Origin of the sequence: Streptomyces sp. NBC_00028 (assembly GCF_045041065.1) — a bacterium.
Classification (GTDB): Bacteria; Actinomycetota; Actinomycetes; order Streptomycetales; family Streptomycetaceae; genus Streptomyces.
On sequence record NZ_CP108293.1, the window covers coordinates 73,965 to 86,490 of the forward strand.

The 12,526-nt window shown below is 68.5% G+C and carries 9 protein-coding genes and 2 pseudogenes; 7 read left to right on the forward strand and 4 right to left on the reverse strand.

Going from position 1 to position 12,526, the window contains the following annotated elements:
• Positions 1–136 precede the first annotated feature (136 nt).
• Positions 137–1,561 carry an MFS transporter gene (locus OG885_RS00385; protein ID WP_405724305.1) on the reverse strand — a complete coding sequence of 475 codons (1,425 nt, stop codon included), beginning with the start codon at positions 1,559–1,561 and terminating at the stop codon, positions 137–139.
• On the opposite strand from OG885_RS00385, the gene OG885_RS00390 reads away from it, so the two are divergent.
• Together OG885_RS00390 and OG885_RS00395 are read left to right on the forward strand one after the other, a co-directional pair.
• The gene (locus tag OG885_RS00390) at positions 1,496–2,062 is read left to right on the forward strand and encodes a TetR-like C-terminal domain-containing protein (protein ID WP_405724307.1); all 567 of its coding nucleotides are present in this window, start codon (positions 1,496–1,498) and stop codon (positions 2,060–2,062) included. The genes OG885_RS00385 and OG885_RS00390 overlap by 66 nt on opposite strands.
• A gap of 816 nt (positions 2,063–2,878) precedes the next feature.
• Positions 2,879–3,868 (forward strand): L-threonylcarbamoyladenylate synthase, encoded by a 990-nt coding sequence (locus tag OG885_RS00395; RefSeq protein ID WP_405724309.1) that lies wholly within the window; start codon positions 2,879–2,881, stop codon positions 3,866–3,868.
• A gap of 236 nt (positions 3,869–4,104) precedes the next feature.
• On the opposite strand, the gene OG885_RS00400 is transcribed toward OG885_RS00395, so the two are convergent.
• Positions 4,105–5,412, reverse strand: a complete 1,308-nt coding sequence (locus tag OG885_RS00400) for a glucuronoxylanase (RefSeq protein WP_405724311.1) — start codon at positions 5,410–5,412, stop codon at positions 4,105–4,107.
• A gap of 790 nt (positions 5,413–6,202) precedes the next feature.
• Here OG885_RS00400 and OG885_RS00405 point away from each other — a divergent pair.
• Positions 6,203–6,457 (forward strand): annotated as a pseudogene (locus OG885_RS00405) (hypothetical protein); the annotation flags it as partial.
• Between the two features lie 21 nt (positions 6,458–6,478).
• On the opposite strand, the gene OG885_RS00410 reads toward OG885_RS00405, so the two are convergent.
• Positions 6,479–7,312, reverse strand: a complete 834-nt coding sequence (locus tag OG885_RS00410; RefSeq protein WP_405724313.1) for a methyltransferase domain-containing protein — start codon at positions 7,310–7,312, stop codon at positions 6,479–6,481.
• A 72-nt stretch (positions 7,313–7,384) separates the two neighbouring features.
• Between OG885_RS00410 and OG885_RS00415 the strand changes: the two genes are divergently transcribed.
• The 4 genes and pseudogenes from OG885_RS00415 to OG885_RS00430 all read left to right on the forward strand — a co-directional run.
• Positions 7,385–7,972 (forward strand): TetR/AcrR family transcriptional regulator, encoded by a 588-nt coding sequence (locus OG885_RS00415; protein ID WP_405742510.1) that lies wholly within the window; start codon positions 7,385–7,387, stop codon positions 7,970–7,972.
• Positions 7,973–8,100: 128 nt separating this feature from the next.
• Complete coding sequence (locus tag OG885_RS00420) at positions 8,101–8,289, forward strand: ANTAR domain-containing protein (RefSeq protein ID WP_405742512.1); 189 nt, start codon at positions 8,101–8,103, stop codon at positions 8,287–8,289.
• Between the two features lie 167 nt (positions 8,290–8,456).
• Entirely contained in the window at positions 8,457–9,359 is a 903-nt protein-coding gene (locus OG885_RS00425; protein WP_405724315.1) for a hypothetical protein, read from the forward strand.
• 106 nt (positions 9,360–9,465) lie between these two features.
• Positions 9,466–9,569, forward strand: a pseudogene (locus OG885_RS00430) (lactate utilization protein C); the annotation flags it as partial.
• Positions 9,570–9,695: 126 nt separating this feature from the next.
• Here the strand turns inward: OG885_RS00430 and OG885_RS00435 are convergent.
• Positions 9,696–11,750 carry an alpha-L-fucosidase gene (locus OG885_RS00435; RefSeq protein WP_405724317.1) on the reverse strand — a complete coding sequence of 685 codons (2,055 nt, stop codon included), beginning with the start codon at positions 11,748–11,750 and terminating at the stop codon, positions 9,696–9,698.
• Between the last annotated feature and the right edge of the window lie 776 nt (positions 11,751–12,526).

Sequence of the window (12,526 nt, forward strand, 5' to 3'; positions counted from 1 at the left end):
CCGCTCATGACGGGCCGGTCTGCCGGCTCGGCGTGAACCGCTCCCCCACCACCCGGGCGATCGGCGAGGTACGCCCCCTGCCTAGCAGGCGCATCGAGGTCGCCGCGGCATCGGGCAGCCGCGGCGACCGGTTTCCTCAGGCCTGGGGAACACCTGGGGTGGCAGGGACCCGGCTCATGCGCAGGCGCTGGGCGAGCAGGGCCAGGGCGCACAGTGCGGCGACCGTGGCCGCGTAGGTGACGAAGGTGTCCTTCAGGCCGGCGTGCGTGGCGGCAATGCCTGCGATCACGGCGGGGATGCTGAAGGCCAGATAGGAGATGACGAAGGCGACGGAGAACAGTTCGCTGCGTTCGGCGGGGCGGGCTATCCGGGCCAGGGTGCCGAAGCTGGCCAGGGCGGAGCCGCCGAATCCGATGCCCGCGATCGCGGTGCCGAGCGCGGCCCCGGTCAGGGAGTGCGCTTCCACCCCGGTCAGGGCGACGGCCGTGCCGGCCAGGAGGAGCATCGCGCTGACGGCGAGGGTTCGGCCGACGGGCCAGCCGCGCAGGGCGAGGGCGGTGAGGAAGGCCGGGCCGGTGAGGAGGGTGACCACGAGTCCGCCGACGACGTGGTTGGAGAGGCCGAACAGGCCGGCGGCGACGGACGGGCCGAGGGAAAGGTAGAGGCCGCCGAGCGCCCAGTTCGCGATGAGGATCGGGACCAGGCTCAGCAGGTCGGCCCGCAGGTGGGGGGCGATGCGCAGGCGGGGCTGGAGGGAACGGGCGGCGCCCGGGCGTCGCAGCGAGGTCTCGGGCAGGGCCGACAGCAGGGCCCCGGCCACCACCAGAGCAAGGAGCAGCAGCACGTAGACGAGGCGGGTGGGGTGCGGACCGTACTCGACGAGGAGCCCGCATCCCAGCGCGCCCAGTCCGAGTCCGAAGGTGGGCGCGGTACCGGTGACGAGGCCTGCCCGGTGCGGGGCGTGCGCGGGGTTGAGGTCGGACAGGGCGGCGCCGAGCGTGGTCATCGCCGTCCCGGTGGCGATGCCCTGGATGAAGCGTGCCGTCAGCAGCAGGCCGACGCTCCCCGCAGTGAGGAACAGAACCATGGAGACGGCTTCGAGAGCGATCGCGGAGAGGAGGACCGGACGGCGGCCGAGGTGGTCGGAGAGGGCGCCGAGGACGAGCAGCGCCCCGATCATGCCGAGCACGTAGACGGCGAAGACCGTGGTGAGGGTGGTGGCGGAGAAGTGCCATTCCTGCTGGTAGACGACGTAGAGCGGGGAGGGCGCGCTGGAGGCGGCCATGAAGAGCACGAAGACGACCGCGAGGGAGGCGAAGGCCACGGGACGGCTCAGTCGTCGTCGCCTCTCGTCCGGTGGCGCTGTGCGGTCGGTGGGCGGCGGGGAGGGCTGGAGCTGGGACGAGGTGGGACCGGACACGGCGAACTCCAAAAGCAGTGATCGATGCGTTTGGGACGCTACCACTAACGCAGCGATCAGTGCGATAATTTCCGCATGGCTGACTCGTCGACCCAGGTACGTCCCGGCGGCCGCTCCGCGAAGGTGCGGGCGGCCGTCCATCGCGCTGTAGCGGAACTCCTCGCCGAGGAGGAGGCGGAGACTTTGACCCTGCCCGCGGTGGCCGCACGCGCCGGTGTGCACCCCACCACCCTGTACCGGCGCTGGGGATCCATCGCCCAGCTGCTCACCGACGTCGCCAGCAGCCGCTTCACCGACGACCTGGTCGTCCCCGACTCCGGCTCCCTGGCCGGCGACCTCCAACGCTGGCTCGCCGACGTGGCCACCGACGTCGCCGACCCCGACACCCTCGCCCTCATGCGGGCGACCATCGGCTCCGGTCCGGCAGGCGGCTGCGCCTGCGTCGAGGACCGCCACCGCCAGCTCGCCGCCATCATCCAGCGCGAACAGGACCGCGGGGGAACGGCAATCGACGTGCAGAGCGCGGCGGACTCCCTCCTCGGCCCGCTCTACTACCGCGCCGTCTTCACCCCCGAACCCGCCACCGCAGACTGGGCCCGCACCCTGGTGACCACCTACCTGGCCACGCTCCGTACACCCTGAGGCCCACCTGACCGCAGGTGTGAGACGCCTCAGGCACACATCCCCCTGCGCCGAGCAGCCGAGCGCGACAGCCTCGGATCAGCAGCGTGCGCTCGACCGCATCCAGACCCCCTGCTGCTTACCCGCCACCCCGCAGACCATAGAGGTCTCACAAACAACCACGAGGTCGGGCGCCCCGTCCTCCGTCCTCCCCCGGCGGTAGACCGCCTGGCCCGCACCAGCGCCCGCCGGAACGGCAAACCGAACCGAGAATGCAGGGTGAGCCGTACGCGGCGGCCGACACTGCCCCGCGGGCCGCATGTCGCCCTCGGCCTCGGGGCGTACGGGCCGCCACCGATCAGAACCAGCGCAGCATCATGCCGACCTCGCCCGCATCTGGACCAGGCTCGCCACCGGCCAGATCACGTCGAAGAACGCCGCCGACTGGGGCGCCCAACTCCCGCCGAGCACCGCGCCGTCCTCGGGCGCGCCAAGCAGCTCTATATCAACTGCCGCTCTTCAGAGGGGAACTGGAGCGAAGCAGTGCAGACGCAGGTGCGTCCGCACGTTGACCATCTTCTGGCCGAGATCGACCGGCTGCACACCGGGTCCCCGCGAAGGTGAGGGCTGTTTCGGCCGTCTCGTATCACGCACGACAACTTCATGGATGGTGCACGGGAGGTGAGGCCCGAGCTTGCCCGGCGAGAACCCCCGGCCCTGCCGTGACGGCTCTCGCGTCTCCGGACTCCTGTCGGCCACGGTTCGGTGGCATGCGCCGATGGGGCTCCGGGATCACGGAAAACGCAGAGTGGGATCAGTGGGAGGATTGCGCGGGTGATGGCAAGAACCAGTGACATCGAAACCGCTGCCCGTGTGTTGCGCGACGGAGGCCTTGTGGGCATCCCGACCGAGACCGTCTACGGCTTGGGCGCCAATGCCGAGGATCCCGCCGCCGTCGCGCGCATCTTCCACGTCAAGGGGCGGCCGCCCTCCCACCCGCTCATCGTCCACATCGGCGGTGCGGAGCAGCTGGCCGAATGGGTCGAGGAAGTGCCGGCGACCGCACGCCTGCTGGCCGAACACTTCTGGCCCGGGCCCCTGACCCTGGTCCTGCGGCGCGGCCGCCGAGTCCCCCTCGAAGCCACCGGTGGCCTGGAGACGGTGGCCGTGCGCGTGCCCGACCACCCCCTCACACTCGCGCTGCTGTCGGCCTTCGGTGGCGGTGTGACAGCCCCCTCCGCCAACCGCTTCGGATCTGTCAGCCCCACCACGTCGGACCATGTCCGTGCCGAGCTCCAAGATGCGGTCGACTTCGTACTGGACGGCGGCCCCTGCGAGGTCGGTGTCGAATCGACCATCGTCGATGTCACGGGCGAGATCCCGAGCATCCTTCGGCCCGGCGGGGTGTCACGCGAGGACCTCGAAGCGGTGCTGGGCTACCCGCTGGCGGTCCCCACGACGAGCAGCGTCCGGGTGCCGGGCCAGCATCCGTCGCACTATGCCCCACGGGCGCGGGTCATCCTCGTCGAGCCCGAGGAGGTCATCGCCGAAGCGCAGAGTGCGCAGGAGCACGGGCACCAGGTCGGCGTCCTGCTCCCTGCCCCCTTCGCCGACGCTCCGGTGAAGGCGCACTTCGTTGTGGCCCTCCCTGATTCGATGGCCGACTACGCGCGCGGGCTGTACGGGTTCCTGCGCGAACTCGATCAGCAAGGCTGCGATCTGATCATCGCGTCCTTGCCACCGGAGGACGGGCTGGGGCTGGCGATCGCCAATCGGCTCCGCCGCGCCGCCGGCCCCCGGCCCTCCCCCGGCAACGCCCGGCAGTGACGGACGGATCTACCGTCCCGACAGGGCATTGGCAGTGACGTCCGGGACGCGGGCTATGGCCCGGGCTACCGCTACCGGGATTCATTCGCGTCAAGCAGCACACCGCCTCGCAAGGGCACCACAGGCACCGTGACGGGGTCGCGGACGTGCCCCTGCGAGGGCAGGCTGCTCGCTCGGACGCACATGGCCGGCGTCCGGTCAGCGCCAGATTCGGAGTTCCGCGGGGGGTGCCAGGTTCAACGGATCACAAAGGTCATCACGCTCTGAGCGGGCAGCGCACGGGTGAAGGAGCCGTTCGACATGCCGACCGTGCCCTGGGACGCCACATTCCTGCTCGCGTCGGTCAGCCAGGAAGCGACACTGGAACCGGCGCCGTTCACCATGGTGAACTGCTGGCTGACCGCGGCCGTCCCCTTGTTCACCGCGACGACGACCGTGGAGCCACCGCCGCGATACGCGGAGACGTAGACGTTCGCCGTGGGATTCGCCGTCGCGCCGATGCGCACGTATCCCGGCCGCACGAACCGGGCGAAGTGCGCCATGGCGGCGCCGCGCTTGCTCATCCTGCCGTCCTCGCGCATGGGGCCGTAGCTGCGCCGGATGTACCACCAGATGTAAGCCTGGAACTCGGCGTCCACCATGGCCCGGTGGATGTGCTCCCCCACATCGAGGGCCTGCGGCCAAAGATCCGCCGAATCGGAGCTGTTGGGGTAGTACACCTCCGTCATCCAGAGCTCTTTGCCCGCGCCCTTCTGCTTGAAGAGGGGGTAGGGGAAGTTGCCGAACGACGTGCCGTACAGGTGGGCTCCGATCACGTCCACGTTGGCGAGCGCCACCGGGTCGTTGAGGATCGGGTCCGACATGTTCTTCAGGTACTGGAAGGACTCCGGTGCGATAACCCTGGTGCCGATCGAGCCGGCGTTCTCCCTCAGGAACCGGACCATTTCGGCCGGGGTCCACCACGTCCAGTCATGGGCGTAATCGGGTTCGTTCTGCACCGAAATGCCGTACAGATTCACTCCGTTGTTGCGGAGGTAGGTGTTGAAGTCGTTCAGGTGCTGGGCGTAGGCGCCGTACATGCTGTACCTGAGACGACGTGCGTCGCTCTGGGTGCCGCGGACGAAGGTCTCCACCATGGAGGCGGGCGGGTTCCAAGGTGACGCGATGACGGCGGCCCCGAGTTGCGCCGCGCGCTTCGCCGTCGCCAGATCAGGGCTCCAGGCCGCCCGGTCCTCGGGCACCGGGATCCGTAACAGGGTGAATCCCAACTGCCCGTCACCGGTCCCGAATGCCATGTCCCGCTGAGCCGCAGTGAGGTCGCCGATCCACGCGGCATGAGCCATACCACCGAAGCCCCGGATCGTCTGCCGCGTCGACGACGGGTCGATGACCGCTGTGGCGGCGGCCGTCGCGGACCCGGCGTCCGAGGCCCTCGCGAACGGTGCTGTGCTGGCGAGGAGGGGCAGGGCACCCATCGATGCCACGATGGCCCTCCGGCTCGCTGGCCTTCGCCCTTCGACGGGCTCGTTCCGACTCTGCGCCATGTCTCCTCCTCGTGACTGCAGCGCGCACTCCGGGACGTCTCGGCTGCACCTGTCCGAAGAGGCCGCGCACCATGGGAGCGCTCCCACTCTTACGAATGAGCACACTCGGGTTGTTTCAGCGGTACATGGTGTCGATCATCACGCAGGACCGTGCAGCGACCGGCCGGGCGCCAACGCCGTTCGATATCATGAACGTTGTCCAAGTGGCAGACCCCACGAAGTTAGCGACGCCGGTCACCACGGTCAACCCACGCGGCGCAGTCGCCCCCTGAGGCTCCCCCCGCCCACCCGGCGACCCCCTCAAGTGCTGCGACGCCCCGCAGAAGATCGCCTGCCCGGCCGCCGACCACTGACACAAACAAAAGGTCCTCGACGGCATCCGCGTCGTCCTCACCTTCCCCGACCCCGCGATGCTCAAGCTGCCTGCCCGGCCGCAGACCCTGAACAAGGCCGCCCAGGGCTACCCGGGACGCACCCCGCAAGCGGTCCGCCGGTATCTGCATCCTCTGCGCACCTCGCTCGGTTCGATCCGTTCTCCGGCACCGGTTCTCAAGCCCCCGCTAGCTGGATCATGTGGAATCCCGAGCCACTGCACCGTGAAGAGCAGCTGCAACACACTGATGTACTCCTGCGCTGCCCGGAGTTGAATGCGGTGCGCGGCTACATGCACACCCTCGCCCAAATGGTCCGCGACCTTGCTGGCGACCGCCCGCCGACGTGGATGGATGCCGTTTACGCCGATGACCTCCCCCAGGTTGCATGCCTTCGCCTATGGACTGCAGCGTGACCACGACGCCGTCATGACTGGTCTGACGCTCTCAAACACGGCCTGGGCCTGGACCACTTCGAAGGCCGCACCTGGCGCGGCTGGCACCACCACGTCACCCTCGTCACGACCGCACAGGCCTTCCCTCACTCTGCGGCGCTACGACCCAAAAGCCCTCACGGCAGCCTGAGTCTCTACGAAGTCCTCGGCGCGTTCAGGACCTGCTGCGCTGCTGGGACGGCACCTGCACCGCCTTCGGCCGCCCCCTCAGCGCCAGCAGAACCAGCACCTAACGAAGCGCTACTTGTCGGTGTGGGAGCGGGTCGAGGTGATCACGACGGATGTGTAGGGCACGGTGACGTGGCCGCCGAGCTTGTCGATCGCGGCTCCGGCACTGTCCAGGACTTCTGCCATTTTGTCTGCGGGGAGTTGAGTGAGGCCGCCGAAGGTGGGGAGCTGGTCGAGCCACTCTTCTCGGGAGTAGATGCGTTCCCAGGCGAAGCGCCATTGTTCCGGCTCGCTGAAGCTGCCGGTCTGCCGGATCCCGTCGGCGATTTTCGCGAACAGGGGCTGGTACGCCTCCACGGCCGCCGCTTTCAGCAGGCTGGGGTTGAACGGCGAATCGGGGGCGACCCGTTGGAGTGCTTCGGTGAGGGAATCGATCGTCTCGGCCGGGAGCTGGGGGACGTGATGGAACGGGGCGAGCCGGCCGCCCGGACGGAGCACCTGGGCTGCCTTGGCCGCACCGGCGACGGGGTCCACCCAGTGCCACGCGGTGCCGGAGATGACCGCGTCGAACCGCCGCCCGTACGGCTGCCAGTCCTCGAACCTGGCAACCTCGACCTCGACGCCGCTGCGTCGCGCGAAGGCGGCCATCCGCTCGTCGGGCTCGACACCGAGCACCGTGCACCCGGCTGCCCGGAACTGCCGGGCCTCAATGCCGGTCCCGGCTCCGACGTCGAGCACGTGGGGGCCCGGGCTTGCGGCGACGATCCTGTCCACCAGTGCCTGGGGATACGGCGGGCGTGCGCGGTCGTAGCGTTCCGCGTTCACGCCGAACGACTCGGCCGTCTGCCGGTGGAGGTGGGGCTCGGGCCCGGAGTTGTCCGGCTGTCCCTGCGATAAAGTGGGCATGCGCCCACCCTAGTGGGCGGTTGCCCACTTGTTAAGGCGGGCAAAACGGAAGGGGAGATGATGCCGTCCGGGGTGCACATCCACAATGTGCGCGGCCAGTTGTTCGAAGCCGCCGAGCGCGTCCTGCTCCGGGACGGGCCCGACGCGTTGACCAGCCGGGCGGTCACGGACGAGGCGAACTGTGCCAAGGGTGTGCTGCACCGGCACTTCATCGACTTCGACGCCTTCCTCGCGGAACTGGTCCTCGACCGCGTGGGCGGCATCGAGGACCGGGCCACGACGCTGTGTGCCGCCGCGGGCACCGGGAACATCGTGGACAACCTCACCGACGCGGTGAGGGACCTGTTCGGGCCGGTCACGGTCGCGATCGTCGCACTCATCACCTTCCGCGACGGCCTCAGGGCTCGGCTGCGCGAGGCCGGTCTGACCGGCATCCCCCTGGCCATGCAGGGCGCCGCCATGATCGCCGCGTACCTCACCGCCGAGCGGGAGTTGGGGCGCCTGGCCAGTGACGCCGACATCGACACACTCGCCCCCACCCTCGTCGGGGCCGGGCACCTGCTGTTCGCCGACCGGACCAGCGCCCCGCCACAAATCGCCGCCGTCCGCAAGATGGTGACCACCGTGATCGTCGGCGCCTTGCCACCATCGCAGTCGTGACCCAAGCATCCAACTCGTATGTCGCCGCCCGCCCCTGTCTCCGCATCCGGAGGGCTTCCGCAACGAACCCTGCGAAGCCGATGGCGGGCCTGAGCGCCGAGCAGAACAGGACGTGACGCCTGATCAACCTGGCGCATGGTGTGCTGATCGCGGACCTCGCCTGTGAACCGGACCGAGCCTGGGAAACTCTCGTGACGGTCTGCCAGCGCAGCAATATCAAACAGCGGGACGTCGCCGAAGCGATCACCTCGGCCGCGGCAGGCAATCCGACGTCGGCCGTGGCGCAGGAGCAGGTCACGACCGCTGTACAAGCATGACAGGCTCCCCTCTGGCGGGCAGCGCCGAAGAAGACAAGCAAGCATGCTTGCATAATTGTGGCCGTTCGGTGCACGACCCGGGGCGAGGACTGCGCGGACCCTGTGTGCTCAATACACTCGGCGATCGCGCCCATCACGGCGCACACTCGCCTATCGGGGGACGAACGATGAGCAACTGGAACCCGGGCGGACAGCCGCCCCAGGGGCCGCAGCCCTACCAGCCGCAGCCACCTCAGCCCTATCCGCCCCAGCCCTACGTGCCGCCACAGCCCCAGCCGCCCTACCCGGGGCCGCCGGGGCCGCCGCCGGGCGGGCCGATCACCCGGCTGCGGCGGCGCATCGGCCCCATCCACACCGCGCGCAGGGTCTTCACCCCGTCACGGCCGGGCATCGTCTCGGATCCTGAGGTGGCGCGGATGCGGAAGATCAGGACCCTGGCCGGCGTGGGCGCGTTCCTGTGGATGTCCTACGCCTACAAGCTCGCCCCCAAGCTCAGCGATGCGGCGGACGAGCAGGTCGACAAGTCGTGGACCAGCGCCCTCGTGCTGGCGGCGACCCTCCCGGTCGTCGTCGGCGTCCTGTACGCCCTGGCCGCTCCGGCGGCGCGACGGGACCTGCTGCGCCGGGCAGGGCGGTGCTTCGGCGCGATCGTCGCCATGATGGCGGCGGCCTCCGTCTTCCCGATCATCGTGCTCTCAGGGTTCTTCGAGGGTGAGGAACCCCTCGTGGAGGGCCACTTCACCGTGATGAAGGGCCTCATGCTCGCGGTCATCCTCTTCGTCCTCTTCTGGGTGACGCCGTTCGTCGTCTGGGGTGTGGGACTCGCCGTCCAGCACGTGTTCCGCACCGCGGACATCCATGAGACGGTGCCGTCGCTGCTGATCATGGCGTTGGCGTGGGAGATGGCACTGATCGACATGTTCACCGGCGCCCACGAGGGCGTGCCGACGGTGATCCGGTACGTGTTCATCCTGGGCGCCCCGCTCTCCGTCACGGCGGTGGGCCTGTGGGAGCTGCACCGGCTGCGCGTGCACTACGGGCTGGGGTTGCAAGGACTGCTGATGCGCTAGGAACGGCGCCTCGCAGGACGTACTAGCGATCTGGGTTTGAGGTCGTGGGCCGCCACATGAGGCGTCCCCTCTTTCTCAGACTGCCGCGTGCTACTGCCGCGGGTAGCGGCCGCTGGCGCTCATCTCGGGGCCTCGGCCATCAGTGACATCGAACTGGACCGGGTGGAAGGCGTGCACGAGCCGCGCGTCCTGGACGTCGTCGTGCTCGACGAGGTAACGGCCGCCGCCGGGGGCTGGTCGCGGCTGGCGCGAGCCGCAACGCCGCCCATTGGATTCCCCTGCGGGCGCCTACCGGTTGGTAGGCGCCCGCAGCGCATTGACGAAGCTCTACGACCGTCAGCCGGCCGCGCTGAACGTCCACAGCAGGTTGTTGCTCTGCTGCCACGTCCACTGCTTGGTCATGGCTCCCGCGGCGACCGTGCCTCCGCCGTCGAGGACCAGTCCCGTGGTGCGGTTGGCGATCGAGTACCGGCCGTCGCCGCGGTGGGTGATCTGCCACTGCTGGTTGTTGCCGCCGTTCCAGGCCGCCTGCTGGGCCGGGGCACCGTTGGCGGTGGAACCCCAGCCATCGGCGACCATTCCGTTGGTGCGGTTGACGAGCCTGTAGTAGCCGTTGCCGAGATCGATCGCCTGCCACTGGAGATTGCCGCTGCTTATCGGTTCCCACTGCTTCAGGTTGGAGCCGCTGGGGACGTTGCCGCCGCTGTCCAGTACCAGGCCGTTCGTGACGTTGGCCAGGCGGAAGTAGGTGGCCGGGTTGAACGTCACCTTGAGCGAGGCGATGACGTCGTTGTTGTTGGTCTGTCGAAGGTCGGCGGCGTTCGACGTGAACGTCCAGGCGGTGCCGGTGAAGTTGTCGCCGGAGTAGCCCGTCACCTGGAAGCCGTCGGGCACCAGGATGGAGGAGGTCATGGCGGGCCCCAGGCCGGCGGCGGACAGCTGGGCGGACGTGTAGCTGCCCAGCGCGAGAACGGCGCGGGAGCCTTGGTAGTTGACGTTCTGGAACACCGTCGGTGAGACCCGCACCGGCATGCCCTGGACCTCGACGCACACCACGGAGTCACTGGCGTTGGGCGCGCTGGTCGGCACGGTGACGTTGATCTGGTCGGTGACGGTGTAGGAGAGCGAGGCCGAGGGGTTGTTCAGCAGGTAGACGCGGCTGATCGTGTTGTCGAGCCGCGGAATCCGGAGCTGGCCGTTCGCGGGCCAGGTGAAGACATGGGCGAAGAGCTTGCCGCTCTTCTTGGTGACCTTTCCCCACGGCGGTTCGGTGACGAAGGGGCTGCCGCTCGTGCCGTGGATGCTGTCGCTGTACGTCGACATCCATGAGGCCACGCCGTTGAGGACGGTCTGGGAACCGGCGGTGACCGAGCCGTCGCCCTTGGGGCCGATGTTCAACAGGAGGTTGCCGTCCCGGGAGACCACGGTGACGAGCTCTTGGACGATGTCCTTCACGGATCTGTAGGAGTTCTCCTTCGACGCGTCGTAACCCCAGGCGCCGTTCATGGTGGCGCACCGCTCCCACGGCCGGCTCATCGGCATGATGGGTATGCCGAACTCCGCGCACGCGTAGTCACCGAGACCGTGGTCCCGCTTGACCCGCTCGTTGACGATGAGGCCGGGCTTGCGGGCGATCAGCCAGTTGTAGAGGCCGACGCCGTCCGCTGTCAGCCACCAGTCCTCCAGAGTGGGACTGGAAGGCTCGGCGAACCAGTCTCCGTCGAACCAGAGCAGCGCCGGGTCGTAGCGGTCCAGCAACTCCTGGAGCTGCGCTTTCATGTCGGCGATGTAGGCGGTACGGGCGGCCTGCGACGACATCGTGGTGAGACCGCTCTCGTGACGGTCAGTCTGGGAAGGGTGGTTCCAGTCGAGGATCGAGTAGTAGAGGCAGAACTTGATGCCCCGGCTCTCGCACTCCGTCTTGAGGTCCATGAGCAGGTCGCTCTGGACGCCACCGAAGTCATGCAGGTTGTACTGCTTGGAGCCCGTGCTGTCGGTGAAGCCCGCCACGTCGGAGTTCCACATCGCGTAGCCCTCGTGGTGCTTGGCGGTGATCACGAGGTACTTCATGCCGGCGTTCTCGGCCAGTTCGGCGATGGCGGCGGCGTTGAACTGGGTCGGGTTGAAGTGCTCGGTGACCTGGGCCTGATAGTCCGCCTTGCTCCAGTTCTGACCGTCGAACGCCCACTCACCCTGGCCGAGCTGCGAGTAGGACCCGAAGTGGATGAACATCCCGAACCGGGCCTGGTACCACCAGTCCATCTTCGAGGGGACGGTGTACGCCTCGGCGGCGGAGGGCCACAGGGCCTGCGGCAGCCCGAAGGCCGCCACTCCTCCGCCAAGGGCGACGGCCTTCATCAGAGAGCGCCTACTGAGGGAGGCAGAGGACATGGTGCGGCTCCATGTGTGAGGGGGGAAGGGCATGACGTTAGGTGCGGAGCACCAGCTTGGCGGCCGTGCTCCGCTTCGCCCTACGGAGACATCGGATGGATTTATAGGAGCACTGCACCGGCTGCGTCTATAGGCAGAGCGAGATTCACCCAAATCCTGGATATATACGAGACTTTAAAGGGAGCTCGCGTTGCTGGAGGTCACCCACTCACGAACACCTCGGCTATACATCGGATCTCTTGGCTGCTCTTCTGTCGATCTTGTACCGGTCGGGATGAAGACCGCGGAGGGCGATGCCACCCTCACCAGACCGACGGCCCCACCATCTGCGGGTATCCCGGCGAGCATCGGCATCCGAGAAGGTCACGTCCGGTCCGTCGCCCATATGCTCACCGAGCGCCAGGGCGAACGGCTCCGCAGTGGCTCGACGCCGTCTGCCAGGACGACCTTCGCCGGCCTGACCCTGCCTTGGAACTCCGGCGTCCTCGAGGGACACGTCAACCGGATCAAGATGCTCAAGCGCCACATGTTCGGCCGCGCCGGCTTCGCACTGAACCGCACCGGGGTCGGTGGAGGCTCCGGACTGTGCAGAGTGTCTGCGCTGGCGGCCTACCGCTCGCTCACCGGCTCGGACGTCCCGGCATGTCCCCCGTGCCTCCCTGCTACGCGCAACGCGTCGTTGCGGCGGTACTGCCTGGTCTCCAACTCGGTGCAGGTGACGGCGGATTGCACCGTTCGGGACCGGTGCTCGGCCAGGGCCGCGTAGCGTCCCCTCC